Origin of the sequence: Alcaligenes sp. Lyrl_28 (genome assembly GCF_051948705.1) — a bacterium.
Taxonomy (GTDB): Bacteria; Pseudomonadota; Gammaproteobacteria; order Burkholderiales; family Burkholderiaceae_B; genus Alcaligenes; species Alcaligenes ammonioxydans.
This window is the reverse complement of sequence record NZ_JAYJLG010000002.1, coordinates 651,246-669,336: the sequence shown is the minus strand read 5'-3', so window position 1 is coordinate 669,336 and position 18,091 is coordinate 651,246. Positions and strand designations below refer to the sequence as shown.

16 protein-coding genes are annotated in these 18,091 nt (G+C 58.0%); 8 read left to right on the top strand and 8 right to left on the bottom strand.

Annotation, left to right across the window (positions count from 1 at the left end):
• Nucleotides 1-4: 4 nt before the first annotated feature.
• From radA to alr, 3 genes are read right to left on the bottom strand one after another with little or no spacing between them, the layout of a single operon-like run.
• Nucleotides 5-1,390: a DNA repair protein RadA gene (radA, locus tag VF694_RS07635; RefSeq protein WP_440164023.1), complete on the bottom strand. Its 1,386-nt coding sequence runs from the start codon at nt 1,388-1,390 to the stop codon at nt 5-7.
• A gap of 9 nt (nt 1,391-1,399) precedes the next feature.
• Nucleotides 1,400-2,116, bottom strand: coding sequence for an SDR family oxidoreductase (locus tag VF694_RS07630; RefSeq protein WP_003802425.1), 717 nt, complete (start codon nt 2,114-2,116; stop codon nt 1,400-1,402).
• An 18-nt stretch (nt 2,117-2,134) separates the two neighbouring features.
• The gene (gene alr, locus VF694_RS07625; protein WP_003802426.1) at nt 2,135-3,265 is read right to left on the bottom strand and encodes an alanine racemase; all 1,131 of its coding nucleotides are present in this window, start codon (nt 3,263-3,265) and stop codon (nt 2,135-2,137) included.
• 70 nt (nt 3,266-3,335) lie between these two features.
• On the opposite strand from alr, the gene hpnC reads away from it, so the two are divergent.
• Genes hpnC through hpnE form a run of 3 tightly spaced genes read left to right on the top strand, consistent with a single transcriptional unit; the run spans nt 3,336 to nt 6,349 of the window.
• On the top strand, nt 3,336-4,196 hold the full coding sequence (gene hpnC / locus VF694_RS07620; RefSeq protein WP_003802428.1) for a squalene synthase HpnC: 861 nt from the start codon (nt 3,336-3,338) through the stop codon (nt 4,194-4,196).
• Nucleotides 4,197-4,202: 6 nt separating this feature from the next.
• Nucleotides 4,203-5,066, top strand: a complete 864-nt coding sequence (gene hpnD, locus VF694_RS07615) for a presqualene diphosphate synthase HpnD (protein ID WP_003802429.1) — start codon at nt 4,203-4,205, stop codon at nt 5,064-5,066.
• Nucleotides 5,063-6,349, top strand: coding sequence for a hydroxysqualene dehydroxylase HpnE (gene hpnE, locus VF694_RS07610; protein WP_059318556.1), 1,287 nt, complete (start codon nt 5,063-5,065; stop codon nt 6,347-6,349). The genes hpnD and hpnE overlap by 4 nt, the downstream gene beginning before the upstream one ends.
• A 223-nt stretch (nt 6,350-6,572) precedes the next feature.
• Here the strand turns inward: hpnE and speG are convergent, their stop codons facing one another.
• The 4 genes from speG to alaC all read right to left on the bottom strand — a co-directional run bounded on the left by speG (nt 6,573) and on the right by alaC (nt 11,326).
• Complete coding sequence (gene speG, locus VF694_RS07605; RefSeq protein WP_003802432.1) at nt 6,573-7,130, bottom strand: spermidine N1-acetyltransferase; 558 nt, start codon at nt 7,128-7,130, stop codon at nt 6,573-6,575.
• Between the two features lie 304 nt (nt 7,131-7,434).
• Nucleotides 7,435-8,844 (bottom strand): threonine synthase, encoded by a 1,410-nt coding sequence (gene thrC, locus VF694_RS07600; protein WP_003802433.1) that lies wholly within the window; start codon nt 8,842-8,844, stop codon nt 7,435-7,437.
• The gene (locus tag VF694_RS07595) at nt 8,844-10,142 is read right to left on the bottom strand and encodes a homoserine dehydrogenase (protein ID WP_003802434.1); all 1,299 of its coding nucleotides are present in this window, start codon (nt 10,140-10,142) and stop codon (nt 8,844-8,846) included. Before VF694_RS07595 ends, thrC begins: the two co-directional genes overlap by 1 nt.
• On the bottom strand, nt 10,139-11,326 hold the full coding sequence (gene alaC / locus VF694_RS07590) for an alanine transaminase (RefSeq protein WP_003802435.1): 1,188 nt from the start codon (nt 11,324-11,326) through the stop codon (nt 10,139-10,141). The genes VF694_RS07595 and alaC overlap by 4 nt, the downstream gene beginning before the upstream one ends.
• A 169-nt stretch (nt 11,327-11,495) precedes the next feature.
• On the opposite strand from alaC, the gene VF694_RS07585 reads away from it, so the two are divergent.
• The 5 genes from VF694_RS07585 to VF694_RS07565 all read left to right on the top strand — a co-directional run bounded on the left by VF694_RS07585 (nt 11,496) and on the right by VF694_RS07565 (nt 16,342).
• Nucleotides 11,496-11,939: an Mth938-like domain-containing protein gene (locus tag VF694_RS07585; protein WP_059318555.1), complete on the top strand. Its 444-nt coding sequence runs from the start codon at nt 11,496-11,498 to the stop codon at nt 11,937-11,939.
• Nucleotides 11,936-12,403: a peroxiredoxin gene (locus VF694_RS07580; RefSeq protein WP_003802437.1), complete on the top strand. Its 468-nt coding sequence runs from the start codon at nt 11,936-11,938 to the stop codon at nt 12,401-12,403. The genes VF694_RS07585 and VF694_RS07580 overlap by 4 nt, the downstream gene beginning before the upstream one ends.
• Nucleotides 12,404-12,455: 52 nt before the next feature.
• Nucleotides 12,456-14,180, top strand: a complete 1,725-nt coding sequence (locus VF694_RS07575; RefSeq protein WP_003802438.1) for a PhoH family protein — start codon at nt 12,456-12,458, stop codon at nt 14,178-14,180.
• Nucleotides 14,181-14,381: 201 nt separating this feature from the next.
• On the top strand, nt 14,382-15,374 hold the full coding sequence (pdxA, locus tag VF694_RS07570; protein WP_003802439.1) for a 4-hydroxythreonine-4-phosphate dehydrogenase PdxA: 993 nt from the start codon (nt 14,382-14,384) through the stop codon (nt 15,372-15,374).
• On the top strand, nt 15,371-16,342 hold the full coding sequence (locus VF694_RS07565) for a bile acid:sodium symporter family protein (RefSeq protein WP_153008923.1): 972 nt from the start codon (nt 15,371-15,373) through the stop codon (nt 16,340-16,342). The genes pdxA and VF694_RS07565 overlap by 4 nt, the downstream gene beginning before the upstream one ends.
• Nucleotides 16,343-16,508: 166 nt before the next feature.
• Here the strand turns inward: VF694_RS07565 and VF694_RS07560 are convergent, their stop codons facing one another.
• Nucleotides 16,509-17,879, bottom strand: coding sequence for a replicative DNA helicase (locus tag VF694_RS07560; protein ID WP_003802442.1), 1,371 nt, complete (start codon nt 17,877-17,879; stop codon nt 16,509-16,511).
• Between the last annotated feature and the right edge of the window lie 212 nt (nt 17,880-18,091).

The window sequence follows — 18,091 nt, the reverse complement described above, 5'->3', positions numbered from 1 at the left end:
GCTATTACAGGTTGCGCAGTCGATCGACAGCGTCCTCGACCCGATCTACCGCCCAGATTTCCAGGCCTTCAACCGGCTGACGCGGCGCATTGCTCTTGGGAATCAGGGCAATGCTGAACCCGAGCTTGGCCGCTTCACGCAAACGCTCCTGGCCGCGAGGAGCAGGACGGATTTCGCCGGCCAGGCCGATTTCCCCGAACACCACCAGGCCACGCGGCAAGGGACGATTATTCAGCGAGGACAATATGGCCAGAAGTACGGCCAGATCAGCCGCCGGCTCGGTAATCTTGACACCCCCTACGGCATTGACGAACACGTCCTGATCGTAAGTAACCACGCCTGCATGGCGATGCATCACCGCCAGCAACATGGCCAGACGCGAGCTTTCCAGCCCCACCGACAGGCGACGCGGGTTTGGCACATGCGCCGAATCCACCAAGGCCTGAATCTCGACCAGCAAGGGCCGTGTGCCTTCCTGGGTGGCCATGACGCAGGAACCGGCCACGGTTTGGGAATGCTGCGACAAAAACAGGGCCGAGGGATTACTGACTCCCTTCAGGCCTTTTTCCGTCATGGCAAACACGCCTAATTCATTGACCGCCCCAAAGCGGTTCTTGAACGCGCGCACCATGCGGAAAGACGAATGGGTATCGCCTTCGAAATACAGTACCGTGTCCACAATGTGCTCCAGCACACGGGGACCGGCCAAGGTCCCGTCCTTGGTGACGTGACCGATGAAAATCATGGAGGTGCCCCTTTGCTTGGCCAGACGCGTCAGTTGAGCCGCACATTCTCGCACCTGCGAGACTGAGCCGGGAGCGGCGCTAAGCTGATCCGAATACAGGGTCTGGATCGAATCGATCACCACCACGCTGGGTTGATGAGACTGCAAGGCCTGACTGATGGATTCCAAGCGAATTTCGGCCAGCAGGTCGACCCCTTCCGTTGGCACGCCCAAACGACGGGCACGCAAGGCAACTTGCTCGGCAGACTCCTCACCAGTGACGTACAGAACCTTGGTTTGCTGGGCCAAAGCGGCCATGGCCTGCAACAATAGCGTGGACTTGCCCACACCGGGATCACCCCCGATCAGAATCACGCCCCCTTCCACCAGCCCGCCGCCCAGAACGCGATCAAACTCGCCAATGCCGGTTGGCACCCGCGGGAGCTCTCGCGCCTGCACATCGGAAAGACTTTGAACCGGACTGGAGCCTGCCAAAGAGGCAAAACGGTGGGCGCTGGCGGCGGCCGGACTCTCCACGGTTTCCTGCAGACTGTTCCAGGCTCCACAGGCAGGGCATTTTCCCGCCCACTTGGGTGTATCTGCCCCGCACTCTGTGCAAACAAATACCACTTTGGCCTTGCGGGCCGCACGAGTACTGGTGGCCATAATAATTCCTTAACGTCCGGCCAGGCTGCCGCCGCCATCCACGCCCAGATTCTGGCCGGTGATATAGGCCGCTTCATCGCTGAGCAGGAAGGTGACAGCCGCGGCCACTTCCGCGGCCTGTCCAAAACGCCCTAAAGGAATGGAGGACAGACTGCGTTGCTCGGCTTCACTGCCGACAGGATGGTTGGCACGGAACAATTCGGTTTCGATCGGACCAGGAGACACCGCGTTGACGGTAATGCCATAAGGAGCCAGTTCCAGCGCCCAGGTGCGGGTACATCCCAGCAAGGCACTTTTGGCGGCGGCATAGCTGGTACGGTCGAAACCGCCGTGCACGACACGACTGCAGATATTGACGATACGGCCTTCCTTGCGCGCCTTCATCGACGGGATGAAAGCCTGGGCCACCTGCACCGCCACGCGCACATTCAGGTCAAACACCTGATAGAGATTGCCCAGATCCACCTGACCAATAGGCTCAGGCGCGACCATTCCTACATTGTTCACTACCGCATCCACCGGGTATTTTTCGCGGATGACGCGCAGCATTTCCTCGGTTTCTCCTGCATTGCTCAAATCGCAGGAATACAAATAGCCGGGGAAATCAATATTTTCCGTGTGGCGGGCCAGTCCCACCACATGAGCGCCGGCATCAGCCAGTCTTTGGCTGATGGCCCAACCGATTCCTTTGGTAGCGCCGGTAACGAGTACGCATTTATTTTTCATGGCTATGCCTTGTTGGTGTTAATTCTGGACGACGCGCGGCACGCGGGGCGCCACCGCACAAATCAATTCGTAGCCCAGGGTTCCGGCAGCCGCTGCAACCTCGTCCACACTGGGCCCGCCTTGACCGAACAACACCGCCTGACTGCCTACACCGGCGGCGGGCACCGGGGTGAGGTCTACGGCCAGCATATCCATGGAGACACGACCGAGCAAACGGGTACGGACACCGTTGACGGTGACCGGAGTACCGGTTCCTGCATGACGCGGATAACCATCGGCGTAACCACAGGCCACCACGCCAATTCGCATCGCCTGCTCTGCCACATAGGTATGGCCGTAGCCGATACCCTCTCCTTGCTTGACGCCGCGCACGCTGATGATTTCAGCAGCCAAGGTCATGCCCGGCTGCAAACCGAAATCTTCAGCGCTGATTGATGCAAACGGCGAGCTGCCATACAGACAGATTCCGGGGCGCACCCAATGATCCGGGCCAGAGGGCATGTAAACCCCCAGATCGGGGCTGAGGGTAGCGGCCGAATTGCAAACACTGACCGGGCCTGGCAAACCATCGGTAATCCGGTTAAAGCAGCGAATCTGCTCCAACGTGGCATCAATATTGTCGTCCGCGCGCGCAAAGTGCGTCATGCGCCCCACCGAACCCAACTTGCCCGCTTTTTGCAGCCGTTGGGCGCGCTCAAAGGCAGCAGGGTAATCATCCACACTGAAACCCAGGCGGTTCATGCCACTGTTGAGCTTGACCATGGCGTTCAGGGCCGCTCCGCCTTTCCACTGCTCCAGCATCTTGAGCTGCTCGTGGCAATGAATCACGGTGGTCAGGCCAAACTCAGCCAGCACATCCAGATCTTCAGGCTGGAAAAAACCTTCCAGCAACATGATGGGACCGGTCCAGCCGGCAGCCCGGCAGCGTATGGCTTCTTTCAGGTCCAGCATCGCCATACCTTCGGCGGCACTGAATGCCCGCACGGCATTTTCGATGTCATGGCCGTAAGCATTGGCCTTCATGACGGCCCAGATATGGGGCCGTTTTACACCAGATGGAGCCGTGGCATTATTCAGGCTCTGAATAACCATATCGAGATTGTGACGCAGTGACGCAATATGAATGGTGGCCGAGATTGGACGTGGCATGGTTCTCCCCGAAGCAATACGAAAGTCTAAACCAGCCCTAGTGGAAACGAAAGCCGTATACTGGCGGACTATGTCTATCGAGCACTATGAAAACTTCCCTGTCGCCTCTGTGCTGCTGCCGCGTCGCCTGCGCCGACCCGTCACCGATATTTATCGTTTTGCCCGCAGCGCCGACGACATTGCCGATGAAGGCGACTTAAGCGCTGCCCAACGTCTGGAGCTGCTTGCGCAGTTTGAAGCCAGTATCGAGCAACTGCAGTACCATCAGCCCGTTCTGCCCGATTCGCCCCACAGCGAGATTTTTGTCCCATTGGCGGCCAGCATCCGCAATTTTCAATTGCCGCTCAAGCCCTTTCTGGATCTGTTGTCCGCCTTCCGCCAGGACGTCACCACGCATCGCTACAGCGATATGGCGCAGGTACTGGATTACTGTACGCGCTCGGCCAACCCGGTCGGTCGGCTGATGCTGCATTTGTATCAGGCCCACCAGCCAGAATGGGTCGAGATGGCCGACTCCACCTGTACAGGCTTGCAACTGGTCAACTTCTGGCAGGACGTGGCGGTGGACTGGCACAAAAACCGTGTCTATATTCCGCAGGATCTACTGGCGCAGCATGATCTGGATGACGACTACATCCAGGCTCGCACTCAACTGCTGCGGCAACCCCCGGCCGATGCACGCTGGCAGGACATGATGCAGTTGCTGGTCACCGATGCCCGTCAGCGTCTGCAAGCGGGCCTGATCTTGTCCGCACATCTGTCCGGACGAATCAGCCTGGAATTGAAAATGATGGTCTTGGGCGGACTGCGCATTCTGGAACGACTGGAAGCGGTAGAGTTTGATGTCTTCAGTCACCGCCCCACCCTGTCCCGCCTGGACTGGCTGCGCCTGATCACCCGCGGCTTGAGCCGTACCTCTTACCGACCCTGAACGTCCATGAGCCCAGACGAGTATTGTCAAAACAAGGCGGCCCAAAGCGGCTCCAGTTTTTACTACGCCTTTTTGTTTCTGCCGCCCGAACGTCGACGCGCCATCACGGCCCTGTATGCCTTTTGTCGCGAAGTCGACGATGTAGTGGACGAGGTTCACGAGGAGTCGGTTGCCCGCATGAAGCTGGTATGGTGGCGCACACAGGTCGCCGACCTGTATGAAGGCCGCACCCAGCATCCGGTCATGCAGGCTCTGGCTCCGCATATCCACGCCTTTGAGCTGCCACAGGACGAGTTGCTGGCCGTGATCGACGGAATGGAAATGGACCTGGATCAGGTACGCTACCAAAGCTGGAACGAGCTGGAGCGCTACTGCTGGCACGCGGCCGGTGTGGTCGGCCTGCTGTCGGCACGTATTTTCGGTCAGACCCAGGAACAGACCAGCGATTACGCACAAAAACTGGGACTGGCTTTTCAACTGACCAACATCATCCGTGACGTGGGCGATGATGCTCGACGTGGTCGTATCTACCTGCCTCAGGACGATCTGGATAGGTTTGGCGTAGCCCCCCATGAAATTCTGGATCAGCAGCACTCGGAACGCTTCGAGGCCTTGATGGCCTTTCAAACTGAACGCGCCCAGGACTTGTACCGCCAGGCCATGCGCGCCCTGCCCGATGCAGATCGCCGGGCACAACGCCCAGGCCTGTTGATGGCCGCCATCTACCATGCCTTGCTGCTCGAAATTGTTGACGAACGCTGGCATGTACTGGAACAACGCATCTCCCTGACCCCCATCCGCAAGTTCTGGCTGGCCTGGAAAACCTGGGTGTCGGGCGGGCGTAGCCTGCAACGCAAACTGGGCCGATGAAAGTCGCGGTGATCGGGGCGGGCTGGGCAGGCTGTGCCGCTGCCTGGCGCTTAAAGACGCAGGGCCATCAGGTCAGTGTCTTTGAGGCCTCACGTCACATAGGCGGACGCGCACGCCGCATCCACAGCCCCAATCTGGGGCGCGACACCGACAATGGCCAGCACATCCTGCTGGGGGCCTACTCCGTCACACTGGGCTTGATGAGGGAAGTGGGCCTGGATGAATCTGCCCGTTTGCAACGCCGGGATCTGGATGTCCTTGCTGCTGACGGCCACTTTCGTCTGCGCAACCGTCCCCTGCCCGCCCCCTTGCATCTATTGACGGGCCTGCTGGGTGCTCAAGGCTTGAGCTGGTCACAAAAAATCAAGCTGGCCCGTTTTTGCCGTTGGCTGATGAAACAGCACTGGCGCACTCCTGAAGGCCTGACGGTATTGCAGTTGCTGGAGCAACACCAGCAAGACAGCCATGTCATCCGTCTATTCTGGCAACCGCTGTGTGTGGCCGCCATGAATACGCCCATTGAGCAGGCCTGCGCCCAACTCTTTGCCCATGTCCTGCGCGACAGCCTGGGCGGTCCCCGTCAAGCCAGCCAAACCCTGATCCCGCTAACCGACTTAAGCCAGCTTTGGTGTGAGCCAGCGCTGCGCGACATTCAGCTTCAATTGGGACACCGGGTGCAGCGACTAGAACTGAACGCAGCCGGAGTTCAGATTGATGGGCTGCACTTTGATGCCGCCATTGTGGCTTGCCCGCCGGTTCAGGCAGCACGTTTACTCCACAACCTACCTAGCAGCCCGGCCAGCGAACAATTGCTGGCAGATCTGGAGGCGTTCAGCTATATCCCTATCGCCACCCTCTATCTGGAACTGGAACAGCCCTGGAATCTGCCCCACTCCATGTTGATGCTGGACGATAGCAGTGGCAGCGGCGGGCAATGGCTGTTTGATCACAGCGCCTTGAAACCGGGTAGCGGCGAAACGCTGGTGGGGATTGTCATCAGCGATGCGGTACGCCTGCAGGCGCTAGACCGGGAGCAAGCCATTGCCACGATTATCGCCCAGGTACGCAGCCAAACCCGGCACCTGAAAACCATGCCTGCGGTGCGGGCCAGCGAGCTGATTATCGAAAAACGGGCCACTTTTGCGGCCGTGCCCGGCTTGCGTCGACCTTCCGTGACGACACCTTGGACTGCCATTCGTTTGGCAGGCGACTGGACTGATACCGGCTATCCCGGTGTGCTGGAAGGCGCGGTACGCAGCGGTCTGACAGCGGCACATCTGTAAGTCCTGGATTCAAGCAGAGCACAGCCGAAACGAGGGTGCCGAACCCCTGTCTTTCCTGCTGCTCTGAGCATGACGGCATCCGCTCTTTGAAAACGACCCTGCATAAACTGGCACATGCACCCTACGCATCCAGGTAGTCACACGAAGTCATGCCAAGAAACCCAGCCATCAACCAAGGCCCCGCGTAAGACGCTCTTCAAACAGGGGCTATTGGGGCAAGACACTATTGCGCCGACGGTGTCAGCAAAGTCTGCGCCGGTTTGTGAGCGGCCAGAAAATCAGCCTGGAACAAACGCATACGCACCACATCCCGATATTGGCCATTGATGAAAAACTCGTGTTTGAGTTCGCCTTCCACCTGAAAGCCAAACTTCTGATAGATGTGAATCGCTTTGTGGTTTTCCTTATCCACAATCAGCACGATCTTGTACAGATTCAACACCCCAAATCCGTACTCGATAGCCAGTTTGGTCGCCCGTGAGGCAATGCCCATGCCCTGAAACTCGGGCGCAATAATGATCTGAAACTCTGCCCGGCGGTGCACATAATCAATTTCCACCAGTTCCACCACACCCGAGGGCTGCCCTTCCCACTCCACCACAAAACGACGTTCACGCTGATCATGAATGTGCTCATCGTACAGCGCTGCCAGCTCCCCGTAGGTTTCGTAAGGCTCTTCAAACCAGTAACGCATCACGCTGGCGTTATTGTCCAGCAGGTGCACAAAGCGCAAGTCCTCGCGCTCGAGGGGACGTAATTTCACGTGAGTCGTTTTACTCATGATTTTTCTATCCTTTCTTCTATGTTCAATAGACGAACCGCCTATCTGCCGATATCACAGGCCATCGTCATCATGCCTGCATATCGTGTTCTTTTGATGAAGAGAAGATAGCAAAGGTTCAGCGCGCCTCGCAAAGCTCGCCTTGTCTGTCTGAGCGCCAGGCACAGACAAGAGGCAAAAAACCCCGATTGATGCTTTCCTGATTCGCCGACTGAACAAGGATCAGAGCCGCGGGAACAGCAAAATCGGGGTTTTAAACCAGTCTTAGACCGGCGCCTGCTCATCACAAGCGCAGTGACGAGTATCAGCGCGGGGCATGTGCCTCGATATAGCGACGCACTTGGGCCACGTCCGCATCCATCACCACCACTTTCTGTGGCAAATCAGCCAGACCGGCCAGGTGCGCTGGCACGGGAGCGGGCTGACCAATGGCCTCTTCAATGGTCTCGGAGAACTTAGCGGGCAAGGCGGTTTCCAATACCAGCATGGGAATGCCATCTTCACGGTAGGCCTGGGCCACTTTGACGCCATCGGCCGTGTGCGGATCGATCAGCGTCTGATACTGCTCGTTCACCTGGGCGATCGTGTTCAACCGGTCCTGGTGCGAGCTGGCACCAGCCACAAAGCCGAACTCTTCCTGGAAGCGTGGCAGATGCTCGCTCAGATCGAACTGGCCTTCTTTGGCCAATTGTTCCCACAATGCCTTGACCTTGCTGCCATCGCGGCCCAGCAGATCAAACACAAAGCGTTCGAAGTTGGAAGCGCGGGAGATGTCCATGGACGGGCTGGACGTGGCGTATGTCTGCTCGGAACCACGGGGACGATAAATACCGGTGCGGAAGAACTCTTCCAGCACATTGTTTTCGTTGGTGGCCAGAACCAGCTTGGCGATCGGCAGACCCATCTGGCGGGCAATGTGACCCGACAGAATATTGCCAAAGTTGCCCGAAGGAACAGCAAAAGAAACTTTCTGACCGGCCGCTGTGGTGCTGCGCAGCCAGCCCCAGAAGTAGTACACCACCTGAGCAGAAATACGCGCCCAGTTAATGGAGTTCACGGCACCCAAATGCCATTGGGACTTGAACTCCAGGTCGCCTGCCAGGGCCTTGACGATGTCCTGGCAATCATCGAACACCCCCTTCACCGACAGGTTGTGGATGTTTTCATCCTGCAGGGAGTACATCTGGGCGCGCTGGAACGCACTCATGCGACCGTAAGGCGAGAGCATGAACACGCTGACGCCACGCTTGCCGCGCAAGGCATATTCAGCCGCCGAACCCGTATCACCGGATGTGGCGCCCAGAATGTTCAACGTGCTGCTGCGCTTTGTGAGTACGTATTCAAAAACCTGGCCCAGGAACTGCATGGCCATGTCTTTAAAAGCCAGGGTCGGACCTTGGGACAAACCCAGCAAAGCAAAACCGGGCTCCAGCTCCTTGACAGGCACCACCTGCTCGCTGTCGAACACACCGGGTGCGTAAGCGCGGGCAGTCAAGGTAGCCAGTTCGTCAGCGGGAATGTCCGTGACAAACAGCCCCAACACCTTGGCGGCCAGTTCGGGATAACTCAGCGCGCGCCAGGATTCCAGCATCTGGGCGCTGACCTGAGGGTAGCTTTCCGGCATGGCCAGACCACCATCGGGAGCCAGACCTTCCAGCAAGATGTCCGAAAATGGTTGGGCCTTCATGCCGCCACGCGTGGATATGTAATTCATTACAGGTTCTCCACGCGCAAACGGGTCACGGCAGACTGTACAAAGGGCAGATTCTGAATCTGGCTGATTGCGCCATTGATGGCACCTTCACGCGCTTCGTGCGTCAGGAAAATGATGTCGGCCTGCTCGCCGGCCGGTTCCTGGAACATGGAACCAATCGAGATCGAGGCTTGAGCCAGAATACGGGCCACATCCGCCAGCACACCTGGACGGTCGTCCACACGCAAACGCAGGTAGTACGAGGACACCACTTCATCCATAGGCAGGATGGGCGTATCGGACATGGCGTTATGCTGGAAAGCCAGATAAGGGACACGGTGCTCGGGTTCTGCCGTTTGCAGACGGGTGACGTCCACCAGGTCGGCCACCACGGCCGAGGCCGTGGGCAAGGCGCCGGCACCGGCGCCGTAGTACACGGTCTGGCCCACGGCGTCGCCGTGCACCAGCACCGCATTCATGGCACCTTGCACATTGGCCAGCATGCTTTGCAGCGGAACCAGTGTGGGGTGGACGCGCAGCTCAATGCCTTCTTCACGAGCGCGGGTAATACCCAGCAGCTTGATGTTGTAGCCCAGGCGTTGTGCGTGTTGCAGGTCTTCCAGTGCCAGGCTGGTAATACCTTCCACGTGGGCCTTGCTGAACTGCACCGGAATACCGAAGGCCAGAGAGGCCAGCAGGCTCAGCTTGTGCGCCGCGTCCACACCTTCAATATCGAAAGTAGGATCCGCTTCGGCGTAACCCAAACGCTGGGCATCGGCCAGGGCTTCAGCAAAGCTGACGCCACGATTGCGCATTTCGGACAGGATGTAGTTAGTGGTGCCGTTGATAATGCCGGCCAGCCACTGAATACGGTTGGCCGTCAGGCCTTCGCGAATCGCCTTGATGATCGGAATACCACCGGCCACAGCGGCTTCAAACGCCACCATGACACTGCGCTCGTGAGCAGCAGCAAAAATCTTGTTGCCATGCTTGGCCAGCAGCGCCTTGTTGGCGGTAACCACGTGCTTGCCCTGGGCAATCGCTTCCATCACCCATTCGCGTGCCACGGTGTCGCCCCCCACCAGCTCGACCACAATGTCGATCTCGGGGTTGCGCACCACGTCCATGCCGTCCGTGGTCAGGGTGACTTCGTCCCCCACCAGCGCGCGTGCCTTTTCCAGGTCCCGCACAGCAATGGCGACCACCTCGATACGGCGACCGGCGCGGCGAGCGATTTCATCTGCGTTGCGTTTCAATACGTTCCAGGTGCCGCTGCCAACCACACCCAAACCCAGCAAACCTACTTTGATAGGACTCATTGAACAAATCCGTCCTTACGGAACATTTCTTTGATGCCGCGTACCGCCTGACGGGTACGTTGCTCGTTTTCGATCAGCGCAAAGCGCACATAGTTGTCGCCATACTCACCAAAGCCGATGCCGGGGGATACGGCTACTTTGGCATCGCTCAGTAAGCGCTTGGCAAACTCCAGCGAACCGATGTCCTTGTAGAACTCGGGAATCTTGGCCCAGATATACATTGATGCCTTGGGAACATCGACCATCCAGCCTGCCTCATGCAGGCCCTTGGCCAGTACGTCGCGACGGCGGCGGTATTGCTCCACCACCTCCTTGACACAATCTTGTGGCCCTTCCAGCGCCGCAATGGCAGCCACCTGAATCGGTGTGAAGGTGCCGTAGTCGTGATAGCTCTTGATCCGTGCCAGCGCATTGACCAGGGACTCGTTACCCACCATGAAACCAATACGCCAACCGGCCATATTGTAGCTTTTGCTCATGGTAAAAAACTCGACGGCTACATCACGCGCGCCTTCCACCTGCATGATGGAGGGGGCCACGTAGCCGTCAAAGGTAATGTCAGCATAGGCCAGATCGTGTACCACCAAAATACCGTGCTCACGAGCCAGCGCCACAATACGCTCAAAAAAGGACAGGTCCACACACTGGGCCGTCGGATTGCTGGGGAAACCCAGAATCATCATTTTGGGTTTGGGAATGGACTCGCGAACGGCTTTTTCGATCTCATCAAAAAAGTCCACTCCGGGAACCATCGGTACCGAACGGATATTGGCACCGGCAATGACGGCACCATAAATATGAATGGGGTAGCTGGGGTTGGGCACCAGTACGGTGTCGCCTTTATCCAGGGTCGCCAGCATCAAATGGGCCAGACCTTCCTTGGAGCCGATGGTAACAATCGCCTCGCGATCCGGGTCCAGATGCACATTGTAGCGGCGCTCGTACCAATTGGTCACGGCTCGACGCAAACGCGGGATGCCTTTTGAGACAGAATAGCCATGTGTGTCCGGACGGGTAGCGGCCTCGACCAGCTTTTCCACAATATGCGCTGGTGTCGCACCGTCCGGGTTTCCCATAGACATATCAATGATGTCCTCGCCACGACGGCGGGCAGCCATTTTCAGCTCGCCTGTAATGTTAAACACGTAAGGCGGCAAACGCTCGATGCGCGGAAAGCGAATCATGACATTCCTTGATGAGAGAAAAGCGAAGACCCCAACCAGAAGGCGCGAAGTAAATCAAAGAGTTTAATCCATGATTGACTGACTGAGAATCACTGCAAACAGATCAGCTGCCGCATCGTCGCTGACGCTTTGCGCTATCATCGATAGCTGAAAACCGGAGAGACTCATCGTGCAACTGCAACGCGAACATAACCCCGCCCTAAATGCCATCACCGCCTACGGTGAGGACTACGTGGCGATCAACTTTCAAAACCACGATCATTCCATCTTCTTTAGCCCTGAAGGACCGGTGCAGACCCTGGCTATTCAAAGCGCTTCCGAGCTGACCGCTGCCTTGCTGCGACAAATTGCGGGACTGGAATCGCTCAAGCAAGACCCCATGGCCTTTCTGGATGACGCCCCGCCCGCACGCCCGGACAATGCGCCGGAACTGATTTTGATTGGGACCGGACAGCGTCAGCATTTTTTGCACCCTGCCGTCACCCAGGAAATGCTGCAGTGGGGCATAGGGGTGGAAATCATGGATACCCAGGCCGCTGCCAGAACCTACAATATCCTCATGTCCGAAGGCCGCAAAGTCGTTGCCGCCTTACTCATACAGGAAAAAGCATGACAGCCGTAAAAATAGGTGCCCCCATTCCCGACTTTTCCGTGCCCTCCACGCAGGGCGAGTTCAGCGCGGCTGATCTTAAAGGAAAAATGACAGTGTTGTACTTTTACCCTAAAGACAACACCCCGGGCTGCACCACCGAATCCCAGAATTTCCGTGATGCCCAGGCCGAATTTGAGGCCGCAGGCGCGCAGATCATTGGTGTTTCGCGCGACTCGCTAGGTTCACATGAGCGCTTTATCGACAAGCAAGGTCTGACCTTCCCCTTGCTGGCCGACACCGAGGAGCGCTTGTGCGAACTGTTTGGGGTCATGAAAATGAAAAACATGTACGGTAAACAGGTACGTGGCATTGAGCGCAGCACCTTCTTGATCGACGCCCACGGGGTCTTGATTCAGGAATGGCGTGGCATCAAAGTGCCAGGCCACGTCCAGGCTGTATTACAGGCTGTCCAGCAAACCGCCTGAAACCTTACCGTGTCGGCCCGCGGGCCGACACACAACCAGGAGTACGTGTTATATGCCGCTACCAACGTTGCCCACCAAGCTGGGAACCCTGCTTAGCGAAAAAGATGACAGTGTCATCCTTGCCGATCCACCCGTACAACCAGACGAACCCGACACGCCCCCTGCCCGCCCTGCCGCTGCCAGCAACAAGGCAGCTGCCACGCCCCGCGCCAAAAAACCAGCGCCCGTAAAAACAGCGCCCGCGGCCCCGACAGCAGTGCCCGCGCCTGCCACCGCCGCCAAGACCGCTCCCGCCAAAAGTACGGCAGCCAATCCGGCTCAGGCCCCCAGGCCTGCAGCCGGGACGGCCAGCAAGCGCACCCGTCTGGCTCCCACTCAGCGCAAACTGTTTGTGCTCGATACCAACGTCTTGCTACACGACTCCAATTCGCTGTTCAAGTTTGAGGAACACGACATCTTCCTGCCCATGATGGTGCTCGAAGAGCTGGATCACCAGAAAAAAGGCCTGTCCGAAGTGGCTCGCAATGCGCGTCAGGTCAGCCGTTCCTTGGAAGGCTTGGTAGGCGATCATGGCCTAGACAAGCCCATCAATCTGGATGGCATCGGCAATACCGAAGCGCGTGGCGCCGTCACCTTCCAGACCAGCGCGCTCGATACCAGCCTGCCCATCCAGCTACCGCTGGGCAAGGCGGACAACGCCATTTTGGCCGTGGTCAACGCCCTGACCAAAAGCATGCCCAAGCGCGAAGTGGTTCTGGTGTCCAAAGACATCAATATGCGCCTGAAGGCCAAGGCCCTGGGCCTGCTGGCCGAGGACTACCGCCATGACCACGTGCTGGATGACTCCGACCTGCTCTATGACGGTGTCATGCCCTTGCCGGACAATTTCTGGACCAAGCACGGCAAGAACATGGAATCCTGGCAACAAGGTGGCACCACCTTCTACCGCATCAGCGGGCCGCTGTGCAGCCAGTTCATGGTCAACCAGTTCGTGTTTACCGAAGGCGACGATCCCCTGTACGCCCAGGTACGCGAGACCGCCGGCAACACCGCGGTGCTGGCCACCTTGCGCGACTACAGCCATGGCAAGAACAATGTCTGGGGCATTACGGCTCGCAACCGCGAGCAGAATTTTGCCCTGAACCTGTTGATGAACCCCGATTTTGATTTCGTCTCGCTGCTGGGCCATGCCGGTACGGGTAAAACGCTGCTGGCACTGGCCAGCGCGCTCACCCAAACGCTGGAGACCAAGCGCTACAACGAGATCATCATCACCCGTGCCACCGTGCCGGTGGGAGACGACATCGGCTTTCTGCCCGGCACTGAAGAAGAGAAAATGCAGCCCTGGATGGGCGCTCTGGAAGACAACCTGGAGGTACTGCATCTGGGTACCGGCAAATCGTCCAGTAACCTGAGCAACCCACAAGGCTCGGAGGCGCCGCGCAACTCCACCATGGAGCTGGTACGTTCCAAGATCAAGGTCAAATCCCTGAGCTTTATGCGCGGCCGCACGTTCATGAACAAGTTTCTGATCATCGACGAGGCACAGAACCTCACGCCCAAACAGATGAAAACACTGGTGACGCGCGCTGGCCCAGGCACTAAAATCGTCTGTCTGGGCAATATTGCCCAGATCGACACACCCTATCTGACCGAGGGCAGTTCAGGGCTGACCTATGTGGTAGACCGATTTAAAGGCTGGCCACATGCCGGTCACATCACCCTGCAGCGTGGGGAACGCTCCCGCTTGGCCGATTACGCCAGCGACGCGCTCTAAACGGCATCCCTGCTCACTCAAACCGGGTCATGAACCCGGTTTTTTTTAGCCAGGCTGCCCTAAGGTAAACAGCTCCCTCGGGGCAGCAAGCCATAGGCGCGGCGTGAAGTGTTTGTACCGTCAGGCCAGCCCCCGGCAAAATGCTCCCCGCAGGGGAACCAGCCAAAGGCGTAGCGCAGAAGTTTTTTTATAGCCATTATCATGAACCGAACCGAACAACCCATTGGGATCACCATGGGCGATGCTGCCGGCATAGGCCCGGAAATCATCGCCCGTCTGATTGTTGAGGGTCTGCCCCACCCGGCAGTCGTCTATGGCGATGCTGGTGCCCTGCGCCGCGCCTTGTCCGTGATCGGCGCTGACCCGCACTGGCGTGTCCAGGAAATGACGCAAGCGATTTGCCCTCCTGCGGGCGTCATTGCCGTTCTCAACCGTTGGCAGGCTCTGCCCGCTGATCTCCCTTATGGGCAGGTCAGCGCCCAAGCCGGACGCGGCGCGTATGAGTATTTGTGTCACGCTATTGATGATGCCCAGGCCGGACTGATACGCGCTATTGTCACCGCACCACTCAACAAGCTGGCCATGCAAAAAGGCGGTATTGATGCCCCTGGGCATACTGAAATTCTGGCCGAGCGCAGTCACACAGAGCACTACGCCATGATGCTGGCCAACGAGCACTTGCGCTCCATTCTGGTCACCATTCACGAACCGCTGGCACGCGTCCCTTCCCTGATTACGAAAGAGCGCGTGCTGCAAACCATACGATTGGCACAACTGGCCTGCACCCAAGCGGGGATCGCCAAGCCACGCGTGGCGGTGGCCGGTTTGAACCCCCACGCCGGTGAAGGCGGAAAGTTCGGCCTGGAAGACATAGAACAGATCACCCCGGCTATTGAACAAGCCTGCGCCGAAGGCATACAAGCCAGCGGCCCCTGGCCCGGTGACACGATTTTCATGCGTGCCCGTCAGGGGGAGTTCGATATTGTGGTGGCCCAATATCATGACCAGGGACTGATTCCCATCAAGCTGCTGGGCCTGGACGAAGGGGTGAACGTGACGGTGGGCCTGCCCTTTATCCGCACCAGCGTGGACCATGGAACCGCGTACGACATCGCCGGACAAGGCAAGGCCGATGCCTCATCACTGCGCTATGCCTACCGTATGGCCCTTTCCATGAGCGCTTACCAGGCATGATCAAGCGTTTACCGATTGACCCGTTCTTGCTGAAACTGTTTGCTACCGTTGCACTGGCCAGTCTGCTGCCCGCCCAAGGCTGGGGCGTGCCACTGTTTCAACACATCACGCAGATTGCGATTGCGCTGTTGTTCTTTCTGCATGGCGCCCGCCTGTCACGTGAGGCTATCTGGGGCGGCCTGTCCCACTGGCGTTTGCACCTGCTGATTCTGTCCGTTACCTTTTTGCTCTTCCCGGTTCTGGGCAGTGGCGTGGCAGCCGTGCTGCGCCCCTGGCTAACCGAAAATCTGTACTTGGGGATTCTGTTTCTGGCTTGCCTGCCCAGCACCGTGCAATCTGCAGTGGCTCTGACCGCCATGGCTAGGGGGAATGTGCCGGTGTCGATTTGCAGCGCCTCTGCCTCTACGCTGCTTGGCGTATTCATCACTCCTCTGCTGGTCGGCATCATGTTGGCCGGAGCGACCAGTGCCCAGGCAACGGTATCCCTGGAGGCGGTGGGGAAAATCATGCTGCAACTGTTTTTCCCCTTTGTCTTCGGACATCTGCTGCGCCCCTTGATCGGAGCCTGGGTCATGAAACGCCAGCAACTGCTCAAAGTCGTGGATCAGGGCTCAATTCTGCTGGTGGTGTATACGGCTTTTTCAGGCGCTGTAGTAGGCGGACTCTGGACCTCTACGCCGCTCAGTGCCTTGGGACTGATTGTGCTGTCCAACGCCATTCTGTTGACCTTGGCGCAGGTGCTGGCCTGGAATCTGGGACGCTGGCTGGGTTTTTCCTTTGAAGACCGAGTCAGCTTGCTGATGTGCGGTTCCAATAAAAGCCTGAGCAGCGGCATCCCGATTGCCAACGTGATTTTCCCCAGCGCCATGGTGGGGCCTGTCATCTTGCCCATCATGCTGTTTCACCAGTGGCAGCTTCTGGTCTGTGCGTGGTTGGCCAAGCGACTGGCGGCCGGCCGCGGAGACTAAAAAGACGAGGGCCCTTGGGAACGATTGACTGAGCCGGGAATCAGGCGGGCAAGACGATAAAAAAAGAGGGGCCCGGCAATGTGCACAGGCCCCTCCTATTGTTTTCCTTCCGTATCCGCTACAAAGCGCTACCTGGGCAGCCCATTGCACACTGCGGCACCCGTCGTCATGTAGGCATGTAATCCAGAAAGCGCGTACTGGCTCCCGCAAAGGTCAGGCGCACCGAACCAATCGGGCCATTACGCTGCTTACCGATAATGATTTCAGCTGTGCCTTTATCGGGCGAGTCTGGGTTGTAGACCTCGTCACGGTAAATAAACAAGATCAAGTCAGCATCCTGCTCAATAGCGCCTGATTCTCGCAAGTCACTCATCACCGGACGTTTGTTAGGACGTTGCTCCAAACTGCGGTTCAGCTGCGACAAAGCAATCAAGGGACAGTTAAGCTCTTTAGCCAGACCCTTCAAGGAACGACTGATCTCGGAAATTTCCGTCGCCCGGTTCTCACCACCACTAGAGGACATCAGTTGCAGGTAGTCGATAATAATCAGGCCGAGCTGCCCACACTGACGAGCCAGCCGCCGTGCGCGTGCCCGCACCTCCATGGACGACAAGCCGGGGGTTTCATCAATATAGATCTGGGCTTCCTGCACTTGCTGAACAGCATGCGTCAGGCGCGGCCAGTCATCTGCCGTCAACTTGCCGGTACGCATGCGGTGCTGGTCCAGCAACCCTACCGAACCCACCATACGCATGGCCAACTGCACCGCGCCCATTTCCATGGAGAACACGGCGACGGGCAGGCCCTGAGCAATCGCCACATGCTCGCCAATGTTCATGGAAAAGGAGGTTTTACCCATGGACGGACGTCCGGCCACAATCACCAGGTCCCCTGGCTGCAAACCGGAGGTCATCTTGTCCAGGTCGACAAAACCCGTCGGCACGCCCGTCACTTCCGAGTCGCCCTCACGGTGGTACAGCTCGTCAATGCGCTCCACCACCTGACTGAGCAAGGGCTGAATTTCCAGAAAACCCTGCGAACCACGCGCTCCTTCCTGGGCGATCTGAAACACCCGCGTTTCGGCCTCATCCAAAATCTGACGGGCTTCTTTACCTTGTGGATTGAAGGCAGCAGAGGATATCTCGTCGGCCACGGTCACCAGCTTGCGCAGCGTGGAGCGTTCACGCACGATCTCGGCATACCGACGAATGTTGGCCGCCGAAGGCGTGTTATGCGCCAGGGCATTCAAATAGGCCAGCCCCCCCACCTCCTCCTGCTTGCCCGCCACGGACAGAGACTCAAATACGGTGACGACGTCGGCAGGCCGGGCCAGTCCGATCAAACGGGTAATGTGTTGCCAGATCAGCTTATGATCAAAACGATAAAAATCCTCGTCGGTGACAATGTCGGCCACCCGGTCAAACGCGGCATTATCGAGCAACAAGCCACCGAGCACCGACTGCTCCGCCTCGATTGAATGAGGCGGGACCCGAAGGTAATCCAGCGTTGAATCGGATTTGGCTGACTTGCTTTCCATGCATATACCTTCAAATCAAGGAAAAAAATCGACGCCGCAGCCCGCAAAATGCGTTGCGCGGTCTTAAGCAGGAGATGTATCTGGGGTCAGAACAGTCAGACTCAATAAGACATTGAGCCAACAGGACCGGATGCGGCAGTATAAACAGGCTCGGGCGCGATCGCATTGCCCGGGCAGGCTGGAGAGAAAACAAAAAAGCCGGCTTGCACCGG